19 protein-coding genes and 1 pseudogene are annotated in these 20,711 nt (G+C 66.3%); 18 read left to right on the forward strand and 2 right to left on the reverse strand.

Annotation, left to right across the window (positions count from 1 at the left end):
• The 4 genes from AC1DO7_RS26610 to AC1DO7_RS26625 all read left to right on the forward strand — a co-directional run.
• Positions 1-706: protein-L-isoaspartate(D-aspartate) O-methyltransferase (locus tag AC1DO7_RS26610; protein WP_477116744.1), on the forward strand; the 706-nt coding region annotated here is incomplete at its 5' end.
• An 8-nt stretch (positions 707-714) separates the two neighbouring features.
• On the forward strand, positions 715-1,569 hold the full coding sequence (locus tag AC1DO7_RS26615) for a peptidoglycan DD-metalloendopeptidase family protein (RefSeq protein WP_441623110.1): 855 nt from the start codon (positions 715-717) through the stop codon (positions 1,567-1,569).
• A gap of 6 nt (positions 1,570-1,575) precedes the next feature.
• Positions 1,576-2,742 carry an RNA polymerase sigma factor RpoS gene (gene rpoS, locus AC1DO7_RS26620; RefSeq protein WP_477116745.1) on the forward strand — a complete coding sequence of 389 codons (1,167 nt, stop codon included), beginning with the start codon at positions 1,576-1,578 and terminating at the stop codon, positions 2,740-2,742.
• On the forward strand, positions 2,739-3,587 hold the full coding sequence (locus AC1DO7_RS26625) for a 3'-5' exonuclease (RefSeq protein WP_441623114.1): 849 nt from the start codon (positions 2,739-2,741) through the stop codon (positions 3,585-3,587). Before rpoS ends, AC1DO7_RS26625 begins: the two co-directional genes overlap by 4 nt.
• Positions 3,588-3,666: 79 nt before the next feature.
• Here AC1DO7_RS26625 and AC1DO7_RS26630 read toward each other — a convergent pair whose 3' ends face one another.
• Positions 3,667-4,536 carry an endonuclease/exonuclease/phosphatase family protein gene (locus AC1DO7_RS26630; RefSeq protein WP_441623116.1) on the reverse strand — a complete coding sequence of 290 codons (870 nt, stop codon included), beginning with the start codon at positions 4,534-4,536 and terminating at the stop codon, positions 3,667-3,669.
• A gap of 318 nt (positions 4,537-4,854) precedes the next feature.
• Here AC1DO7_RS26630 and rlmD point away from each other — a divergent pair, with 318 nt between their 5' ends.
• On the forward strand, positions 4,855-6,159 hold the full coding sequence (gene rlmD, locus AC1DO7_RS26635) for a 23S rRNA (uracil(1939)-C(5))-methyltransferase RlmD (RefSeq protein WP_441623164.1): 1,305 nt from the start codon (positions 4,855-4,857) through the stop codon (positions 6,157-6,159).
• A 118-nt stretch (positions 6,160-6,277) separates the two neighbouring features.
• Here rlmD and AC1DO7_RS26640 read toward each other — a convergent pair whose 3' ends face one another.
• A complete protein-coding gene (locus tag AC1DO7_RS26640) occupies positions 6,278-6,979 on the reverse strand; it encodes a Bax inhibitor-1/YccA family protein (protein WP_441650449.1) in 702 nt (233 codons plus the stop codon).
• A 350-nt stretch (positions 6,980-7,329) separates the two neighbouring features.
• Here AC1DO7_RS26640 and ndk point away from each other — a divergent pair, with 350 nt between their 5' ends.
• From ndk to AC1DO7_RS26705, 13 genes and pseudogenes are all read left to right on the forward strand, one after another.
• A complete protein-coding gene (gene ndk, locus AC1DO7_RS26645; RefSeq protein WP_441623120.1) occupies positions 7,330-7,755 on the forward strand; it encodes a nucleoside-diphosphate kinase in 426 nt (141 codons plus the stop codon).
• Between the two features lie 53 nt (positions 7,756-7,808).
• On the forward strand, positions 7,809-8,978 hold the full coding sequence (gene rlmN / locus AC1DO7_RS26650; RefSeq protein ID WP_441623122.1) for a dual-specificity RNA methyltransferase RlmN: 1,170 nt from the start codon (positions 7,809-7,811) through the stop codon (positions 8,976-8,978).
• On the forward strand, positions 8,975-9,754 hold the full coding sequence (gene pilW, locus AC1DO7_RS26655) for a type IV pilus biogenesis/stability protein PilW (RefSeq protein WP_441623124.1): 780 nt from the start codon (positions 8,975-8,977) through the stop codon (positions 9,752-9,754). The genes rlmN and pilW overlap by 4 nt, the downstream gene beginning before the upstream one ends.
• Positions 9,747-10,724 (forward strand): helix-turn-helix domain-containing protein, encoded by a 978-nt coding sequence (locus tag AC1DO7_RS26660; protein ID WP_441623126.1) that lies wholly within the window; start codon positions 9,747-9,749, stop codon positions 10,722-10,724. Before pilW ends, AC1DO7_RS26660 begins: the two co-directional genes overlap by 8 nt.
• 61 nt (positions 10,725-10,785) lie before the next feature.
• A complete protein-coding gene (gene ispG, locus AC1DO7_RS26665; RefSeq protein WP_441623128.1) occupies positions 10,786-12,087 on the forward strand; it encodes a flavodoxin-dependent (E)-4-hydroxy-3-methylbut-2-enyl-diphosphate synthase in 1,302 nt (433 codons plus the stop codon).
• Positions 12,088-12,235: 148 nt separating this feature from the next.
• Positions 12,236-13,516 carry a histidine--tRNA ligase gene (gene hisS, locus AC1DO7_RS26670; RefSeq protein WP_441623166.1) on the forward strand — a complete coding sequence of 427 codons (1,281 nt, stop codon included), beginning with the start codon at positions 12,236-12,238 and terminating at the stop codon, positions 13,514-13,516.
• An 84-nt stretch (positions 13,517-13,600) separates the two neighbouring features.
• Positions 13,601-14,233 (forward strand): YfgM family protein, encoded by a 633-nt coding sequence (locus AC1DO7_RS26675; RefSeq protein WP_477116746.1) that lies wholly within the window; start codon positions 13,601-13,603, stop codon positions 14,231-14,233.
• Positions 14,234-14,337: 104 nt separating this feature from the next.
• Entirely contained in the window at positions 14,338-15,516 is a 1,179-nt protein-coding gene (gene bamB, locus AC1DO7_RS26680) for an outer membrane protein assembly factor BamB (RefSeq protein WP_441623131.1), read from the forward strand.
• 226 nt (positions 15,517-15,742) lie between these two features.
• Positions 15,743-17,086: a ribosome biogenesis GTPase Der gene (gene der, locus AC1DO7_RS26685; RefSeq protein ID WP_441623133.1), complete on the forward strand. Its 1,344-nt coding sequence runs from the start codon at positions 15,743-15,745 to the stop codon at positions 17,084-17,086.
• Positions 17,087-17,293: 207 nt separating this feature from the next.
• Positions 17,294-17,533: an RNA chaperone Hfq gene (gene hfq, locus AC1DO7_RS26690; RefSeq protein ID WP_017229727.1), complete on the forward strand. Its 240-nt coding sequence runs from the start codon at positions 17,294-17,296 to the stop codon at positions 17,531-17,533.
• A gap of 299 nt (positions 17,534-17,832) precedes the next feature.
• The gene (gene hflX / locus AC1DO7_RS26695) at positions 17,833-19,089 is read left to right on the forward strand and encodes a GTPase HflX (RefSeq protein WP_477116747.1); all 1,257 of its coding nucleotides are present in this window, start codon (positions 17,833-17,835) and stop codon (positions 19,087-19,089) included.
• 104 nt (positions 19,090-19,193) lie between these two features.
• Positions 19,194-20,436, forward strand: a pseudogene (gene hflK, locus AC1DO7_RS26700) (FtsH protease activity modulator HflK).
• Between the two features lie 11 nt (positions 20,437-20,447).
• Positions 20,448-20,711 (forward strand): SPFH domain-containing protein (locus tag AC1DO7_RS26705; RefSeq protein WP_477116748.1); only part of this gene is annotated, 264 nt, incomplete at its 3' end.

Consider the following 20,711-nt stretch of genomic DNA (forward strand, 5'->3'; position numbering starts at 1 on the left):
AGCCAGCGCTGCCACCGCGGGCGGCGGCGGCATGGCCTCCGAGCGTGCGCGCGGCGCGCTGGCGGCACGCTTGCGCGCAGGAGGCATTCGCGACGACCGCGTGCTCGACGCCATCGCCACCGTGCCGCGCCACCTTTTCGTGGAGCCAGGCCTTGCGTCGCAGGCCTACGAAGATGCGGCGCTGCCGATCGGCCACCAGCAGACCATTTCCAAGCCGTCGGTGGTGGCGCGCATGATCGAGCTGCTGCGCGACGGGCTGGCCGCCGACGAGCCCCTGGCGCGCGTGCTGGAGATCGGTACCGGCTGCGGCTACCAGGCGGCGGTACTGAGCCTGGTAGCGAGCGAAGTGTTCTCTATCGAGCGGATCCGTCCGCTGCACGAACAAGCCAAGGCGAACTTGCGGCCGCTGCGCGTGCCAAACCTGCGCCTGCATTACGGCGATGGCATGCTGGGCTTGCCGCAGGCCGCGCCGTTTTCCGCCATCATCCTGGCCGCCGCCGGCATGGAGGTGCCGCAGGCGTTGCTGGAGCAGCTGGCCATTGGCGGGCGCCTGATCGCCCCGGTTGCCGTGGCGCCCACCGCCGGCGGGCCGGGCCAGACCGTCACGCAGCAGTTATTGTTGATCGAGCGGCGTAACCGCCATCGATTTCACCGGACCGCGCTTGAAGCCGTTTTCTTTGTGCCATTAAAATCGGGCACCATCTGAGTCGAACTATGCACAATATCGTGAATACGGAACGTATCGCCCGTGCCGGGCAGCTTGTCACCGCGTCTTTGTTGTTGTCCCTGCTGGCGGCGTGTGCCTCCTCGCCGATGCCGGCTCCCGTGGTGGACCGCACGTCCGGCGCCGGCGTGGCGGGGGTTGCCCCGCTGGAGCCCGCACCGCCTGGATACTATCGAGTCAAGCGAGGCGATACGCTTTATCGAATCGCGCTGGAGAACGGCCAATCGTATCGCGACGTGGCCACCTGGAACCAGCTGACCAACCCGAACCAGATCGAAGTGGGTCAATTGTTGCGCGTGGCGCCCCCGGGAGCCGACGTCAACGCCGGCCCGGGCGTGGCCACGGTGCCGGTGACGCCGGGCAGCGTGCAAGGCCAGCCGATCGACCAGGCCCGCCCGGTGCCCACGCCGCTGCCGTCGGCGGCCGCCTCCGGCGCGCCCGCCACGTCCGCCGCGCCGGCTTCCGGTGCCGCCGCGGACAACGGTATCAAGCTGGCATGGCCGGTGACCGGCCAGTTGATCGGCCGCTTTGACGACAAGGGCAACAAAGGCATCGATATTGCCGGCAAGAAGGGCGATCCGGTACAGGCTGCCGATGACGGCCGCGTGATTCACGTTGGCCCCTTGCGCGGCTACGGGAATCTTGTCATCATCAAACACAACGATACATATCTCACTGCGTACGGCCACAACGACAAGGTGCTGGTGACTGAGCAGGCAACGGTCCGCAAGGGACAAAAGATTGCAGAGATGGGCAACAGCGACACCGATCGAGTGAAGCTGCATTTCGAGGTCAGAAAAAACGGGAAACCAGTCGATCCGATGCGGTATCTGCCGCCACAGTGAGGATTCATGCCACGCCRGAAAACTGTCTCAACCGGAAGCACCAGCCGGACCCGGCGTTCCAAGCAGCCGGAGATGCAGCAGTCCGCTGGCGTGGCCCAGGCCGATGCCGAGGCATACGACCAGGATCCCGCTGCCGACCTCGTTCCGCTGACCGATGAGCCGATCACCACCGGCAGCGCGGCAGGCCTGCGCGAAGCCGATCTGATGGTCGAGGAAGTCGAGCGCCAGGCCCGCGACGAGGAAGACGACGAAGCCGACGAAGAAGAGGAAGGTGAGAACGGCAGGGAAGCCGCTGCGCCGGACCACGACGACTTCCGCACCGTGCTGCATACCGAGCTGGCCGCCGATACGGTCCAGCACTACCTGAACCGCATCAGCATCAAGCCGCTGCTGTCCGCGCCCGAGGAGCTGCATTTCTCGACGCTGGCCAAGGGCGGCGATTTCTCGGCGCGGCAGGTCATGATCGAGCGCAACCTGAGACTGGTGGTCAGTATCGCCAAGGGCTACCTCAATCGGGGCGTGCCCTTGCTGGACCTGATCGAGGAAGGCAATCTCGGGCTGATGCATGCCATCGAGAAATTCGATCCCTCGCGCGGCTTCCGTTTTTCGACCTACGCGACATGGTGGATCCGCCAGAGCATCGAGCGTGCCATCATGAACCAGGCCCGCACGGTGCGCCTGCCGGTCCATGTGATCCGCGAACTCAACCAGGTGCTGCGCGCCAAGCGCCATCTGGAAAAGGGCGGCACGGACGGGCGCGACGCAAGCCTGGAGGACATCGCCCACCTGCTGGGCAAGACGCCCGACGAGATACAGGATGTGCTCGCGCTCAACGAGCACACCACCTCGCTCGATACGCCGTTCGACCTGGATCCCGGTTCCAGCCTGCTGGATTTCCTCTCGGACGAGCATAACGCCGCGCCCGACCAGGAAGTCGCGCACCGCGAACTGGAAAACCTGATGAAGCAGTGGCTGGCGCGCCTGTCGGAGAAACACCGCTACGTCGTCGAGCGCCGCTTCGGCCTTAACCATATCGAGCCAGCCACGCTGGAAGAACTTGCCGAGGAGATGGGGCTGACGCGCGAGCGCGTGCGCCAGATCCAGCAAGAGGCGCTGGTCAAGCTCAAGCGCCATTTCGCTTCCCAAGGCGTGCGCAAGGACGCCGTTCTATGACACCTGTGCTGGTATTCGACATCGAGACCATTCCCGATGTCGATGGTTTGCGTCGTCTTCACGACCATCCCGATTCAATGACCGATGCCGAAGTCGCGGAGCATGCCTTCGCGGCCCGGCGCGACAAGACCGGCAGCGATTTCCTGCCCCATTACCTGCAGCGCATCGCCGCGATCTCGTGTGTCCTGCGGCGCAACCAGCGCGACGGCAGCCCGGTTTTCCATGTGGGCTCCCTGGGTACGGCGGAAGATGGCGAGGCTGTCCTGATCCAGAAGTTCTACGACCTGGTGGCGCGCTACTCGCCACAGATGGTGTCGTGGAACGGTGGCGGCTTCGACCTGCCCGTGCTGCACTACCGCGGCCTGGTGCACGGCATCTTGGCGCCGCGCTACTGGGAGATGGGCGAGGGCAGCGAGTCCGACAGCCGCGACTTCAAGTGGAACAACTACATCAGCCGCTATCACATGCGGCACCTGGACCTGATGGACCTGCTGGCCATGTATCAGCCGCGCGCCAGTGCGCCGCTCGATGACCTCGCCAAGCTGTGCGGCTTTCCCGGCAAGATGGGCATGGACGGCAGCAAGGTCTGGCAGGCCTACCAGGACGGTCAGCTGGGCGCGATCCGCGACTACTGCGAGACCGATGTCGTCAATACCTACCTGGTGTATTGCCGCTTCCAGCTGATGCGTGGCGGGCTGACGCCCCGGCAGTTCGATACCGAAGTCGAGTTCGTGCAGGAGTCGCTTGCCGAGTTGCCCGGCGCGCAGTGGATGGACTACCTGCGTGCCTTTCGCATCAAGCCGGTGCATGCCGGCGGCGATGACGAGGAAGAACCCGAGATCTGAACCGCGCGCTTGCCGCTTGTCTTGCAACGCCCCGTCGCGGCCATGCCGCGCCGGGGCGTTTGCCATTCGTCCCCGGGCGCTATTCGTCCGCCAGCGAGAGGTAGAGCGGCTGGTGGTCGGAAGCCTGCGTTTCGCCGTCCACCTCGCAGCACAGCAAGCGCGGCTGCAGGTCTTCCGTGATGAAGATGAAATCGCAGGCGAAGGGCCGCTGCGGCCACTGTTCCTTGTCGTGCAGCGCGCAGGTGGGCGCGTGGGGCTGGCCGGGGTGGGCGCGCATCCACGCGTCGTGCCAGCTGACCACGCCGGGCTCGTGCGAGTTGTCGTACGGGGCCAGCATGCGCAAGTAGGCGATATCGTCGGGGACGCTGTTGAAATCCCCGCACAGTACCGCGGAAACGGGGCGCGGCTCGGGTGTGAACGGGCCCGGCCTGCCTTCGCGCAAGCCAGGCTGGCTCGCGTGCTCGCAGGCCTCGCGGTGCCAGTTGCGCAGCGCATCCGCCTGGGCCGCGCGCTGATGCGTGGAGTAGTACTCCAGGTGTGTGCAGATCACGCGCAGGCGCCGGTCGTCTGCCATCACGGTAGCTTCCAGCGCTACGCGCGGCATCGATGGCACGGTCGCGTCGGCGGGCCAGGGCAGGGCGTGGCGGAATACCTCGCGCACCGGCAGGCGCGTGGCGATCAGGTTGCCGAACTGGCGCGGCGAGCCGTCGGCGGCCAGGCGGTCGACGCCGGGTGCGTAGAGGATGCGGTAGCCGGGCAGCAGCGCCGTCAGTTCCGCGACCTGGTCGGCACCGGGGCCGCCGCCGAGTTCGGTGTATCCGCGCGTGACTTCCTGCAGGCACAGCACGTCGGCATCAGCAATGGCGCGCAGCGTTCGCACCGTGCGGGCCAGGTCGACGCGGCCATCGGCGCCGCGGCCCCACTGGATATTCCACGAGATCAGTTCCATGTCGCCTCCTGCTCGCCTGCCGGCTGGGTTTGCACGCTGTGTCCATGTTGCGCCAATCGCGCGCACTTGTCGTGCGCTCGTTTCGTCGCTGGCCGTGTCCGCCTTCACCCGGCATCGCCCCATTGGGCGGCCGTGCCGGGCCGGGTCTGGAATACAATCGCGCTTTCGCAAAACAATACGACAGCTCCCCAAGTGTCCCAAGCCGTGACTCAACCGCAAGCCCAACCGGCGCCGGAAGGTGGCGTTCCCGCCGCCTCGTCCGTTCCTGTTGCCGTTCCCTCCGCCGCCCAGCCGGTCGTGCAGATCCATAGCCTCGATATGGAGGCGCGCGGCGTCGGCCGGCTGGTCAACGAGGACGGCACTCCCGGCAAGGTGATCTTCGTCGAAGGCGCGCTGCCCGGGGAAACCGTGAGCTATCGCAGCTTCAAGCGCAAGGCCAGCTTCGAGCAGGCGGCGCTGGTCGAGATCAAGCAGGCCACCCCCATGCGGGTGAAGCCGGGCTGCCAGCATTTCGGCGTCTGTGGTGGCTGTTCGATGCAGCACCTGGACTCGCGCGCGCAGCTGGCGATCAAGCAGCGCGTGCTCGAAGACGATCTCTGGCACTTGTCGAAGCTGCGCCCGGACGTGGTGTTCCGCCCGATCGCCGGGCCCGACTGGGGCTACCGCTACCGCGCCCGCCTGACGGTGCGCTATGTCGCGAAGAAGGGTGGGGTGCTGGTCGGTTTCCACGAGCGCAAGAGCAGCTTCGTGGCCGACATGACGCGCTGTGAAGTGCTGCCGCCGCATGTCTCGGCCATGCTGGTACCGCTGCGCGAGCTGGTCACGGGGCTGTCGATCCGCGATCGCATGCCGCAGATCGAGCTGGCGGTCGGCCAGGACGTGACCGTGCTGGTGCTGCGCATCCTGGAGCCGCTGACCACGGCGGACGAGGACCTGTTGCGCGCCTTCGCCGACCGGCACGAAGTGCAGTTCTGGCTGCAGTCCAAGGGGCCGGACACGGTCGTGCCGTTCTATCCGCTGGACCGCGAGCTGGCCTACACCCTGCCCGAGTTCGGCATCCGCATGCCGTTCAAGCCGACCGATTTCACGCAGGTCAACCACCAGATCAACCGTGTATTGATCGGGCGGGCGTTGAGCCTGCTCGATGCGCAGCCTGATGACCGCCTGCTCGACCTGTTCTGCGGTATCGGTAACTTCACGCTGCCGCTGGCCACGCGCGGTCGCACGGTGATGGGGATCGAGGGGAGCGAGCTGCTGACGACGCGGGCGCTGGCCAATGCGGCCAGGAACGGCCTAGACCACAAGACGGAATTTGCCTGCCGCAACCTGTTCGAGGTTGGTGCCGAGGATATCGCCGCGCTGGGCCGCTTCGACCGCTGGCTGGTCGATCCGCCGCGCGAGGGCGCGCTGGCGGTGTGCAAGGCGCTCGCAGAGCTGGCCCGGGCCGGCAGCGATGTGCTGCCACGGCGCATCGTCTACGTGTCGTGCAGCCCGGCCACGCTGGCGCGCGACGCCGGCCTGCTGGTGCACGAGGCCGGCTACCGGCTGTCGGGCGCGGGCGTGGTCAATATGTTCCCGCATACCTCCCACGTGGAATCGATCGCGGTGTTCGACCGCGATTAACGCCCGGGCTGGCGGCACGAAAAAAAGCCAGCGCGGATGCGCTGGCTTCTTTTTTGGGGGGCGGTGCGGTCAGGTCGTCTGTCCGGGCGCTTGCTTCAAACGAAGCGAAGCGGGGCTCCTAATCGCGGCTGCCGCCGAAAATCCCCAGCAGCGCCAGCAGGTTGGCGAAGACGTTGTACACGTCCAGGTAGATCGCCAGCGTGGCCGTGATGTAGTTGGTCTCGCCGCCGTTCAGCACGCGCTGCACGTCGAATAGGATGTAGGCCGAGAAGATGCCGATGGCGATGACCGACACCGTGATCATCAGCGACGGCAGTTGCAGCCAGATATTGGCGACGCTGGCCAGGATCAGCAGGATCACGCCGACGAAGAGGAACTTGCTCAGGCCGGAGAAATCGCGCTTGCTGACCGTGGCGACGGTCGCCATGGCGCCGAATACCGCCGCAGTGCCGCCAAAGGCATACATGATCAGCGCGGGGCCGTTCGAGAACTGCAGCACGGATCCGATCAGCCGCGACAGCATCAGGCCCATGAAGAAAGTGAACGCTAGCAGGAGGACCACGCCCATGCTGCTGTTCTTGGTCTTCTCGATGCCGTAGAAGAAGCCGAACGCGATCCCCAGGAAGAGGATCAGCGACAGGCCGGGGCTGCCCCGCATCAGGCTGAAGCCGGTCGCCACGCCGATCCAGGCGCCGAGGACGGTCGGGATCATCGAAATGGCGAGCAGCCAGTAGGTGTTGCGCATTACCCGATTGCGGACCACAACGTCGCTGGTTGCGGTACCGCTGCCGAAACCGTAGGTATTCAGCTTGTTATCCATGGTGACTCCTGTCTCAAGAACGGTGAGGCGCCGGGTTGACCCAGGCGGGCACATCGCCAATGTGGCATCGCATAGGGCGAATTGCAAGGGCTGTGAAACTTAACCGCCACTTTGTCATCAAGGTGTAATCTCGCCCCGCGCGGCCAACGTTCATTCGATTATCGGCCGCGCCCGGCGTTCCCTGTAGGCCAGCAAATATCAAAGTGACTAAAGGGGCCTATTGCCGGGCAAGGGGGGCTGGCCGGCCAGGGCGGTGGCGCGGCGGCAGGGGCGTTCTCGAAACCATAACCGTCTCGTGCTAGAATTGCACGTTTATTCCAATTGTAACCCCTTCATTTTTCGGAGTTTTTATGGCGATCGAACGCACCCTGTCCATTATCAAGCCGGATGCCGTGGCGAAGAACGTCATCGGCCAGATCTACGCTCGCTTCGAGGCCGCCGGCCTGAAGGTCGTGGCTGCCAAGATGGCTCACCTGTCGCGCGGCGAAGCAGAGCAATTCTACGCCGTGCACAGCGCCCGCCCGTTCTTCAAGGACCTGGTGGACTTCATGATTTCCGGCCCGGTCATGATCCAGGCCCTGGAAGGCGAGAACGCCATCCTGACGAACCGCGACCTGATGGGCGCAACCGACCCGAAGAAGGCCGACAAGGGCACCATTCGCGCCGACTTCGCCGACAGCATCGACGCCAATGCCGTGCACGGCTCGGACGCAGCGGAAACGGCTGCCGTCGAAATCGCGTTCTTCTTCCCCGGCATGAACGTTTACAGCCGCTGATTGTCTGGTTTATTCCCCAGCACTAGACTGACCTTGAAGTCGATACTGCCGTCATGAACGATCTCGTCAACCTGCTCGATCTGGATGCGGACGCGCTCACCGCCTATTGCGGCGAGCTCGGCGAGAAGCCGTTTCGTGCGCGGCAGTTGCAGCGCTGGATTCACCAGTTCGGCGCCAGCCGCTTCGACGCCATGTCGGATCTCGCCAAGTCGCTGCGCGAAAAGCTCGCCACGCGCGCCGAGATCCGCTCGCCTGCCGCCATCACCGACAACCTGTCGGCCGACGGCACGCGCAAATGGCTGCTCGACGTCGGTGCCGGCAATGCGGTGGAGACGGTGTACATCCCCGAGGAAACGCGCGGTACGCTGTGCGTGTCCTCGCAGGCGGGGTGCGCCGTCAACTGCCGGTTCTGCTCGACCGGCAAGCAGGGCTTCTCGCGCAACCTGTCCACCGGCGAGATCATCGGCCAGTTGTGGATGGCCGAGTTCGCCATGCGCGCCCAGCTGGGGCGCGGCCCCAAGGACGACCGCGTCATCTCCAACGTGGTGATGATGGGCATGGGCGAGCCGCTGCTGAACTACGACCAGGTAGTCCCCGCCATGCGCCTGATGCTGGACGACAATGCCTACGGGCTGTCGCGCCGGCGCGTGACGCTGTCCACGTCCGGCGTGGTGCCGATGATGGACCGGCTGTCCAGGGACCTGCCCGTGGCCCTGGCGGTGTCGCTGCACGCATCCAACGATGCGCTGCGCGATATGCTGGTGCCGCTCAACAAGAAATACCCGCTGGCGGAACTGATGGCGGCCTGCCGCCGTTATCTCGAGTTTGCGCCGCGCGATTTCATCACCTTCGAATACTGCATGCTGGACGGCGTCAACGACGGTGTCGAGCATGCCCGGGAACTGCTGAAGCTGGTGGCCGACGTGCCATGCAAGTTCAACCTGATCCCGTTCAATCCCTTCCCGGAATCGGGCCTCAAGCGCTCGAACAACGACCAGATCCGCCGCTTCGCCCAGGTCCTGATGGATGCGGGCATCGTCACCACCATCCGCAAGACGCGTGGCGACGACATCGATGCGGCGTGCGGCCAGCTCGCCGGCGAGGTCAAGGACCGCACCCGCCTGGCGGAGCGCGGCAAGTTCGGGAAGATCACGCCAATCGTGGCGGCACCCATGGCAAGCGCGCCGGGTGCCGGCCAGCCGCAAGAGGCTCGCCCTGCATGACGCGTCTGATAGTCGCAGTCCTGATGGGGCTGATGATGCTGTCTGCCTGCCAGCTGCCGCCCCCGCCCAAGCCGGATGTCCAGACCGCGTCCGAYCAGACCGATGTCAAGCGGCGCGCCACCATCCGGCTGCAGCTGGCTACCAGCTACCTGTCGGCCGGCCAATATAGCGTCGCGCTGGATGAGGCCAGGCAGGCCATCGCCATCGACCCGACGCTGGTCGATGCCTACCATATTCGCGCGCTGGTCTACATGAACATGAACGAGCGCGCGCTGGCCGAGGACAGCTTCCGCAGCGCGCTGTCGATGCGTCCCGACGATGGCGACGTGCTCAACAACTACGGCTGGTTCCTTTGCATGAACGGCCGTTACCGGGAGGCCGTGCCTTTGCTCGAGCGCGCGATCACGGTGCCGTCGGCAAGCGGCCCGGTCAAGCCCCTGACCAGCCTCGGCGCCTGCCAGTTGCGCAACGGCGACGGCGAGGCGGCCGAGAAGAGCCTGTTCGGCGCGTTGCGCTACGACCGCAACAACCCGGAAGTGAACAATAACCTGGCGTTGCTCTACTACCAGCGCGGGGACTTCCCGCGTGCGAAGGAATACACCGGGCGCGTCAACAACAGTAGTTTCGTCAGCGCGCAATCCCTCTGGCTGGGTGCGCGCATTGCCCGCCGTCAGGGCGACGTCGCGGCGCAGAATGCCATGGTGGCCCAGCTGCGCAGCCGTTTTCCCGACTCGCGTGAGTTGACCGCATACGAACAAGGAGCATGGGATGAGTGAGCAAGAGCGCGCCGAAGGCCAGACTGCAGCGACGGGTCACGTGGGCGGTACCACCGCCGACGCCGGACGCGAGGCGGTGGCGCGCGAGATTGGCGAACGCCTGGCGCAGGCGCGCAAGGATCAGCGCTTCTCGCTGGAAGATGTCAGCGCGCGGCTGAAGGTTGCCGCGCACAAGCTGGCCGCCATCGAGCAGGGCGATGTCGCGGCGCTGCCGGACGTGACCTTTGCCAAGGGCGTGATGCGCGCCTATGCCCGCATGCTCCATGTCGACATCGATGCGCTGCTCGCGCGTTTCCATGCGCAGGCCGTGCCCGTGGTGGCGATCGGCACGCGCCGCGAAGGCGGCCTCAACGAAAGTTTCGACGACCGCAACCGCTTCGGCTCGAGCGGCTCGGGCGGGCGCTGGATCTGGCTGGCCCTGGTGGTTGCCCTGATCGGCGGCGGCGTGCTGTTCGGCCTGGATCATTTCAAGCAATGGCTCGAGGCGCGCAAGGAAGGCCTGAGCGCGCCGCCGGCCGCGACGGCGCCGCAGGGTAGCGAGCCCGGCACCGTCACGGCGGCACTGCCGCCGGTGATGGCGGCCTCCGACGCACCCGCGCCTTCCGAAGCCTTGCCGGCCAGCGGCCCGGTGGCGGTCGAGCCGGCCACGCCGGTTGCGGCCGTGCCTGCCGCCGTGGCGGCCACGCCAGCCCCGGTGGCCGCGGCGCCCGCGGCACCCGCGGCCGCGGGCAACGGCGAGCTGCGCATCCGCTTCGCGTCCGACACCTGGTACGAGATTCGCGACCGCAGCGGCAAGGTCGTGCTGGGCGGCACCGCGCGCGCCGGCCAGGACCTCAGCGGCGGCGGCACGCCACCCTACAAGGTGGTGATCGGCAATGTGAAGGGGGTCGAGTCGCTCACCCGCAATGGCGCGCCGGTCGATCTGGCGGCTGCCAACCGCAACAACGTGGCGCGCCTGACGCTGCCCTGAAAACACCGTTTCTCCAGCCATGCGCAATCGCAGGGCGAGGCAAGGCCAAGGTGGTAATGCTATGAATCAACTGGATCAACAGGCTTGTATGCCGGTACTGCCCGGCCCGCTGCCCCGCCGCATGACGCGCCAGGCGCGCGTGGTGTGGGGCGACAATGTGGTCACCATCGGTGGCGGCGCACCCGTGCGCGTGCAGTCGATGACCAACACCGATACGGTGGATGCCATCGGCACCGCCATCCAGATCAAGGAACTGGCGCGTGCCGGCTCCGAGATCGTGCGTATCACGGTGAACACGCCCGAGGCCGCCGCCGCGGTGCCGGCCGTGCGCGAGCAGCTCGATCGCATGGGCGTGAACGTGCCGCTGGTGGGCGATTTCCACTACAACGGCCACAAGCTGCTGCAGGACTATCCCGAGTGCGCCGCGGCGCTGTCGAAGTACCGCATCAACCCCGGCAACGTGGGGCAGGGCGCGAAGCGCGACACGCAGTTCGCGCAGATGATCGAGATGGCCATCCGCTACAACAAGCCGGTGCGCATCGGCGTGAACTGGGGCAGCCTGGACCAGTCGCTGCTGGCGCGCGTCATGGACGAGAATGCGCGGCGCGCGCAGCCGTGGCCGGCGCAGAACGTGATGGTCGAGGCGCTGATCACCTCCGCCATCGAGTCGGCGAAAAAGGCCGAGGAAATCGGCCTGTCGGGCGACCAGATCATCCTGTCGTGCAAGGTCTCGCAGGTGCAGGAGCTGATCGCCGTGTACCGCGAGCTGGCCAAGCGCTGCGACTACGCGCTGCACCTGGGCCTGACCGAGGCGGGCATGGGCAGCAAGGGCATCGTCGCCTCTACGGCGGCGCTGTCGGTGCTGCTGCAGGAAGGCATCGGCGACACCATCCGCATCTCGCTGACGCCAGAGCCGGGCGCGCCGCGCGAGAAGGAAGTCTACGTGGGGCAGGAAATCCTGCAGACCATGGGCCTGCGCAACTTCACCCCGATGGTGATTGCCTGCCCGGGTTGCGGCCGCACCACCAGCACCACCTTCCAGGAACTGGCGGCCAGCATCCAGAGCTACCTGCGCGAGCAGATGCCGGTCTGGAAGACCGAATTCCCCGGCGTGGAAGAAATGGACGTGGCCGTGATGGGCTGCATCGTGAACGGCCCTGGCGAAAGCAAGCATGCCAATATCGGCATCTCGCTGCCGGGCTCGGGCGAATCGCCGGCGGCGCCGGTGTTCGTCGATGGCGTCAAGGTCAAGACCTTGCGCGGCGACCGGATTGCCGAGGAATTCCAGGCGATCGTCGACGACTATGTGCGCTCCCACTATGGCAGCAATGCCGGGCGCGCAGGCAATGAGGTGGCGGCCTGATCCGTCGCGGACAGGGCACCACAGGGAAAGACAACAGAAGATGAATCAACCCGTGAATCCGGCGGCCGGCGGCGACGCCGCCAAGGCCGGCGACAACAAGGCAGACAGCAAGGGCAAGGCCGCCAAGGCCTTGCAGGGCGTCAAGGGCATGAACGACATGCTGCCGGCGGACGCGCCGCTGTGGGAGCATTTCGAGAACGCCGCGCGCGCCATGCTGCGCGCCTATGGCTACCAGCAGATCCGCACGCCGATCGTCGAGCATACGCAGCTGTTCGTGCGCGGTATCGGCGAGGTGACCGACATCGTCGAGAAGGAAATGTATTCCTTCACCGATGCGCTCAACGGCGAGCAGCTGACGATGCGCCCGGAAGGCACCGCCGCCGCGGTGCGTGCCACCATCGAGCACAACCTGCTGTACGACGGCCCCAAGCGCCTGTGGTACACCGGCCCGATGTTCCGCCACGAGCGGCCCCAGCGCGGCCGTTACCGCCAGTTCCACCAGCTCGGCGCCGAGGCGCTGGGCTTTGCCGGCCCCGACGTGGACGCCGAGATCATCCTGATGTGCCAGCGCCTGTGGGACGACCTTGGCCTGGTCGGGGTGCGCCTGGAGCTGAACTCGCTGGGCCAGGCCAATGAGCGCGCCGCCCACCGCGAGGAACTGATCAAGTACCTGGAAGGTTTCCAGGACATCCTCGACGAGGACAGCAAGCGCCGTCTCTACACCAACCCGCTGCGCGTGCTCGACACCAAGAATCCCGCGCTGCAGGAGATGGCGGCCAACGCGCCCAAGCTGATCGATTTCCTCGGCGAGGAATCGCTGGCCCACTTCGAAGGCGTGCAGCGCCTGCTCAAGGCCAACAACATTCCGTTCAAGATCAACCCGCGCCTGGTGCGCGGGCTGGACTACTACAACCTGACGGTGTTCGAGTGGATCACCGACAAGCTTGGCGCGCAAGGCACCATCGCCGGCGGCGGACGCTACGATCCGCTGATCGCGCAGATGGGCGGCAAGGGCGCGCCGGCCTGCGGCTGGGCCATGGGCATCGAGCGCATCATCGAGCTGATCCGCGAGGAAGGGCTGGTGCCCGAGGCCGAGGGCTGCGACGTCTACCTGGTGCACCAGGGCGCGGCGGCTGCGGAGCAGGCCATGATCGCCGCCGAGCGGCTGCGCGATGCCGGCCTCGATGTGCTGCTGCACGCCACGCCGGACGGCAAGAGCGGCAGCTTCAAGTCGCAGATGAAGCGCGCGGACGGCAGCGGCGCTGCCTATGCCGTTATCATTGGCGACGATGAAGTGGCGGCTGGCACGGCCCAGGTCAAGGATTTGCGCCAGGGCGCGCAGGCCGAGGGCGGCGGTGCGCAGGTGACGGTGCCGGCGGAAACGCTGGTCGACCACATCATCGACGCCATGGTGGGCGCCAGCGAATAAACGCGCCCGGCCGCCGGCACGGGCAGCAAGACCAGGGGTCGCGCGCGGCCCCTCATACAAACATACGCGGGTGGATCCCTCGACATGGCTTACGATCTAGAAGAACAGGAACAGCTTGAGAGCCTCAAGGCCTGGTGGCGCCAGTACGGCAACACCGTGACCTGGGCGCTGATCGCCGGCTTGCTGGCCTTTGCTGCCTGGAGYGGCTGGAACTACTGGCAGCGCRWGCAGGCSSGCGAWGCCGCGCTGCTGTACGAGCAGGTCRYCAAGGCTGCCGACAGCCGCGACGTGGAGCGCATCAAGCGCGCCGCGGGCGACCTCGAGCAGAAGTTCGGCAAGACCGCCTATGGCCCCATGTCTGCGCTGGTGGCCGCCAAGGTGCTGTACGATGCGGGCGACCTGGCCGGCGCCAAGGTCCAGCTGCAATGGGCGATCGACCACGGCGACGGCGAATACGCCTATCTGGCGCGCGTGCGCCTGGCCGGCGTGCTGCTCGACGAGAAGGCCTACGACCAGGGCCTGGCCCTGCTCAAGGACGAGCCGCCGGCACCGTTCACGGCGCTGTATGCGGATCGCCGCGGCGACCTGCTGGCTGCGCAGGACAAGCGTGCCGACGCGCGCACGGCGTACCGGCAGGCGCTCGACAAGCTCAACGCCAATGATGCGGCCATGCGCCAGATCATCCAGTTCAAGCTCGACGCGCTGGGCACCGCCTGAGGGCGGCATTGCCCGGCTCTCCGGCCCGCAGGCAGGGCGCCCGTGCGCGGGCGCGGCTGCTGCCAGCAAAATCGCGTTTCAACCCAATTCAGGATCGGAACCTCATGACGTCATTGTTTTCCGGCACGGCCAAGAACCAGCAACACGGCAATTTCGTCCGCGCCCTGGTGGTGGCCTCCGCGTGTGTCGCCACCCTGGGCGGCTGCTCGCTGTTCAGCAAGGCTGACAAGCGCACGCCGGTCGAACTCAAGCCGATCACCCAGACCTTGTCGGTGCGCCAGGCCTGGAAGGCCGGCGTCGGCAAGAGCGGCCCGTACTCGCTGCAGCCGGCAGTGGCCGGCGGCACGGTCTACGCGTCCTCCAACGGCGGCAAGGTGATGGCGTTCGACGGCACGACCGGCCGCACGCTGTGGGAGGCCAAGACCGATATCGACCTGACCAGCGGTCCCGGCAGCGACGGCACCGTCACCGCGGTGGCGGGCGAGAAGGGCGCCGTGTTTGCCTTCGACAACAGTGGCAAGCAGCTCTGGAAGAAGCAGGTCAACGGCGAGGTCCTGTCCGCGCCGCTGGTCGGCAACGGCCTGGTGGTGGTGCGCACCACCGACACGCGCGTGCTCGGGCTGGATGCGCAGACCGGCGAGCGCCGCTGGATCTACCAGCGCTCGCAGACCGCGCTCAACCTGCGCGCGGCGATGGGCATGGTGTTTGCCGGCGACGGCATCGTGATGGGCTTCCCGGGCGGCAAGCTCGGCGTGCTGGCCCCGGGCAACGGCGTGCTGCGCTGGGAAAGCACGGTGTCCTATCCGAAGGGCGTGTCCGAGATCGAACGGCTCAACGACGTCACCGGCCAGCCGATGGTCAATGGCCGCCAGGTCTGCGCCACCACCTTCCAGGGCCGCGTGGCCTGCCTGGAACTGGCCAATGGCCAGCCGCAATGGGGCAAGGATTTCTCGTCGCCGACCGGCCCCGCGCAGGATGACGGCTCGCTGTACGCCAGCGACGAACGCTCGGTCGTGCATGCGTTCGACCGCCAGAACGGCAACGAGCGCTGGAAGAACGACCAGTTGCTGTATCGCCGCCTGGGCACGCCGCTGGCGCTGGGCCGCTCGGTGGTGATGGGCGACTATGATGGCTATGTGCATTTCCTCTCGCGCGAAGACGGCCAGTTCGTGGCCCGCGTGAAGACCGACGGCAGCGAGATTACCGCCGCGCCGGTGGTGGCGGGCGCATCRTTGGTGGTGCAGACGCGCGACGGCAACCTCTACGGCTTCGTGCCGGACTGAGGCGCCGCGACAATGAAGGCGATGGCCCGTGCACCTGTCGGCATGGGCTGCGCCAATCCGGTAGCACGGTCCGCGGGATCGTGCAGGTGAACGAGGCCGGGCTGCAATGCCAGCCCGGTTGCCCGACAGGAAACGTGGCCAGGTGCGTAGCGCCCGGCCGTCGGACCCACATCACTCCGGAGTTCCTGGGGGGCGGCATCTGCCGGCCCCCATTTCCGTTTATTGCATGAAACCAGTTATCGCTCTGGTCGGCCGTCCCAATGTGGGCAAGTCGACGCTATTCAACCGCATGACCCGCTCGCGCGACGCTCTCGTCGCCGACCTGCCCGGGCTCACGCGCGACCGTCACTACGGCGAAGGCCGCATCGGTGAACGCCCGTTCATCGCCATCGATACCGGCGGCTTCGAGCCGGTGGCCAAGGACGGCATCGTGGCCGAGATGGCCAAGCAGACCCGCCAGGCCGTGGTCGAGGCCGACGTGGTGATCTTCCTCGTCGACGGCCGTCTCGGGCTGGCACCGCAGGACCGCGTGATCGCGGACTACCTGCGCAAGACCGGCCGCCGCGTCATGCTGGCCGTGAACAAGGCCGAGGGCATGAAGTACACCACCGTGGCCGCGGAGTTCTACGAGCTCGGCATGGGTGACCCCTATGCCATCTCGTCCACGCACGGCGACGGTGTGCGCGAACTGGTGGACGAGGCGCTGGAGCTGGCGGTCAAGGAACGTCCCGAACTGGCCGAGGAAGAGGACAGCGCCCAGCGCGGCGTCAAGATCGCCATCGTGGGCCGTCCCAACGTGGGCAAGTCCACCCTGGTCAACACGCTGATCGGCGAAGAGCGCGTGATCGCCTTCGACATGCCCGGCACCACGCGCGACGCGATCTACGTGGAATTCGAGCGCGGCGGCAAGCCTTACACGCTGATCGATACCGCTGGCCTGCGCAAGCGCGGCAAGGTGTTCGAGGCGATCGAGAAATTCTCGGTGGTCAAGACCTTGCAGTCGATCGCCGACGCCAATGTGGTGGTGCTGTTGCTCGACGCGCAGCAGGACGTTTCCGAGCAGGATGCGCATATCGCCGGCTTTATCGTGGAGTCGGGCCGCGCGCTGGTGGTCGGCGTCAACAAATGGGACGGGCTCGACGGCCATGCCCGCGACCGCATCAAGCACGATCTGGAGCGCAAGCTGCAGTTCCTGGATTTCGCCAACTTCCATTTCGTGTCGGCGCGCGAGCGCACCGGCATCAGCGCGCTGCTGCGCTCGGTGGACGATGCCTACGCGGCGGCGATGGTCAAGCTGCCCACGCCGCAGCTCACGCGCATCCTGCAGGAAGCGGTCGAGTTCCAGCAACCCAGGCGCGTCGGCGCGACCCGGCCCAAGCTGCGCTACGCGCACCAGGGCGGCTCCAATCCGCCGATCATCGTGGTGCACGGGAACTCGCTCTCGGGTGTCGCGGACAGCTATCGGCGCTATCTCGAAAATCGCTTCCGCACGGCATTCAAGCTCAAGGGCACGCCGCTGCGCATCGAATTTCGTACGAACAAAAACCCATATGCCGACTCGAAGGATTGAGTCGGGCAGCGGGGGCCATGGCGGGCAAGTTTCGTTTGCGTTCGTTTGGAACTGAGGCTAAATTCTCGTTAGCAGGGGGTTCCCTGCGAGACGATGCTAGCTTGGTACCGTTTTGATCTTTTTTGGCGCGGTTTTGCGCCGCTCGACTTGAATCGGGGATTAACGTCCCCATCATCAATCACTAAATCTATAATTTTGGAGTGTGCCATGAGCAACAAAGGGCAATTGCTACAAGACCCGTTCCTGAACGCGCTGCGCAAAGAGCACGTGCCGGTTTCAATCTACCTCGTCAATGGCATCAAGCTGCAAGGCAATATCGAGTCGTTCGACCAGTACGTCGTCCTGTTGCGCAATACCGTGACGCAAATGGTTTACAAGCATGCGATCTCCACCGTCGTGCCCGCGCGCGCCGTGAATTTCCGCGTGGACGATACGGCCGAGGGTTGATCCTTTACCGTAAATTCTGATGTTTCCGGCCGCCCGTCGCAAGCGCGACACGGCCGCCGCAAGCGGTGCCGCGCCGGGGCCTGAAATCCCGGTTCGACACCAAAAACGACACCGGCCATCCGGTTGTACCGCAGGCATGAACATGGGTCTGCCGCGGACAATGCCTCACCCTGGTGCATCCCACCGCGGACACCTTCCGCCATCGGRCACCTCCCGGGCCAGGCGCTTGCCTCGCGGCACCAGCCACGCCCCCGGCCGGTTTCTACGTTTTCCTTTATCGCGTTCCGCGATCCTCCCGTTTGCAATCTAGAGCTACCTCCAATTCCGAGTCTTCCCGCGCCATCCTCGTCGGCGTCGATTTCGGCAAGCACGATTTCCAGGAAAGCCTGAGCGAGCTGGCGCTGCTGACGTCGACCGCCGGCTCCACGCCTGTGCACATGCTGACGGGCCGGCGCTCGCGCCCGGACCCGGCACTGTTCATCGGCTCGGGCAAGGCGGAAGAACTCAAGGAGGCCGCCGACGCGCTCGACGCCGACGTGGTGGTGTTCAACCACACCCTGAGCCCCGCCCAGCAACGCAATCTCGAGCGCTTCCTGCAGCGTCACGTGATCGATCGTACGGGGCTGATCCTGGACATCTTCGGGCAGYGCGCGCAGAGCCACGTCGGCAAGGTGCAGGTCGAGCTGGCCCAGGTCCAGTACCAGGCTTCGCGGCTGGTCCGCGCCTGGAGCCACCTGGAGCGGCAGAAGGGCGGTATCGGCATGCGCGGCGGCCCCGGCGAGCGCCAGCTCGAACTCGACCGCCGGCTGCTGGACGAACGCGCCAAGCGGCTGAAGTCGGACCTGACCCGCCTGCAGCGCCAGCACAGCACCCAGCGCCGCGCGCGGGCGCGCAACGATACGCTGAGCATCTCGCTGGTCGGCTATACCAATGCCGGCAAGTCGACGCTGTTCAACGCGCTGACCAAGGCGCGCGCGTACGCGGCCGACCAGTTGTTCGCCACGCTCGATACGACGTCGCGGCGGCTCTACCTGGAGGGGCTGGGCAACGTGGTGCTCTCGGACACGGTCGGCTTTATCCGCGACCTGCCCACGCAGCTGGTGGCGGCGTTCCGCGCCACGCTGGAAGAAACCGTGCACGCCGATCTGCTGCTGCACGTGGTGGACGCCTCCAGCCCGGTGCGGCATGAACAGGTCGAGCAGGTCAACCGCGTGCTGGCCGAGATCAATGCCGACGACATCCCGCAGATCGTCGTGATGAACAAGATCGATGCCGCGCCGGAACTCCTGGAGCAGGGGCCGCGCGTGGAGCGCAACGAAGAAGGCGTGCCGGTGCGGGTGTTCGTGAGCGCGCGCGACGGCATCGGCCTGGACGCCCTGCGCGAGGCCGTCGTGGAAGCGGCGCGCTGGCTGGCCGAACGCCCGCCGGAGCGCCCGCCGCTGGATCCGCGTTTTTCCGACGGCCACGCGCATCTCGAGGATGCCCTGGACGATCACGGCGACGCCGATCCCGATGCCGGGCCCGGCGTCGATCCGGAAGAACCCGACACGCTGTAAGCCGGTTCGGCGGAAATCGGCGCCAGATTGCCCCAAATAGGAAAATGTGGCGTCGATGACTGTTAGAATCCCCCTGTTCCAACTATCCCGGACCCGTGCACTTCATGCCCCAGTTTCCCCGGAATCCTGAATCGAGCCATGCCTTCGGCGCCCGCGCCAGCGGTGTCGCCCCCTATCGGACGGCCTGGCAGCGTTTGCGCGCGATCCTGTCGTTGAACGATCCACGTTGGGGTCGGGGCGATGATGAAGACAAGGATAAGGACAAGGACGGCCGCGACAACAACCGGCAGCAGCAACAGCGTCCACCCCAGGACGGCCCGCCCGACCTGGATGAGCTCTGGCGCGACTTCAACCGTCGCCTGAACGGCCTGCTCGGCCGCAAGGAGAACGGTGGCGGCGGCAACCAGGGTTTTGGCGGCGGCGCGCGCACCCCGGGCAAGGGCTCGGGCGTGGGTGCCGGCGTCGTCGTGGTCGCGGCCATCGGCATCTGGCTGGCCAGCGGCTTCTTCATGGTGCAGGAAGGTCAGACCGCGGTCATCCTGCAGTTCGGCAAGTTCAAGTACACCACCGGCCCCGGCATCAACTGGCGCCTGCCGTATCCGATCCAGTCGGCCGAGATCGTCAACCTGTCGAGCGTGCGCTCGGTGGAAGTGGGCCGCTCGACCTCGATCAAGGACAGCAACCTGAAGGACGCGTCCATGCTGACGCAGGCGCAACAAGATGGATGCGGTGCTGTACGAGAACCGCGAGCAGATCGCGCAGAATCTCGCCAAGTCGATCCAGTCCATCCTGTCGGCCTACAAGACCGGCATTCGCGTGATCTCGGTCAACGTGCAGAGCGTGCAGCCGCCCGAGCAGGTGCAGGCCGCCTTCGACGACGTCAACAAGGCCAGCCAGGACCGCGAGCGCGCCATCAGCGAGGGCCAGGCCTACGCCAACGACGTGATCCCGCGCGCCAAGGGCACGGCCGCGCGCCTGAACGAAGAAGCGTCGGCCTACAAGTCGCGCGTGGTCAACCAGGCCGAAGGCGATTCCGCACGCTTCCAGCAGGTCCAGGCGCAGTACGCCAAGGCACCGCAGGTGACGCGCGACCGCCTCTACATTGAAACCATGCAGCAGATCTATACCAATTCGACCAAGGTGCTGGTGGATTCGCGCCAGGGCAACAATCTCCTCTACCTGCCGCTGGACAAGCTGATGTCGCAGGTGCAGGCCGATCCGCGCGCGCCGGCCGCCGGCGCCGCGCAGGCTCCCGCCACCGGCAGCGGCAGCACGCCCGCGCCCGAGGCCAACGGCGATAACCGGTCGCGCGAACTGCTGCGCAACCGTGACCGCGATTCGCGCTGAGGAGCCCTGACATGAACCGACTGATTTCCATTGTCATTGGCCTCTTCATCCTGCTGGCGATCGGCTCCTCGATGGTGTTCGTGGTGGACCAGCGCCAGTACGCCGTGGTCTTCGCCTTTGGCGAGATCAAGCAGGTGGTGCGCGAGCCCGGCCTGCACTTCAAGTTGCCGCCGCCGCTGCAGAACGTGATCTTCATGGACCGCCGCCTGCTGACCATCGACGCGACCGCGTCCGAGCGTTTCCTGACCGCCGAGAAGAAGAGCATGGTGGTGGAC

This window comes from Cupriavidus sp. 05N40, from assembly GCF_056397305.1.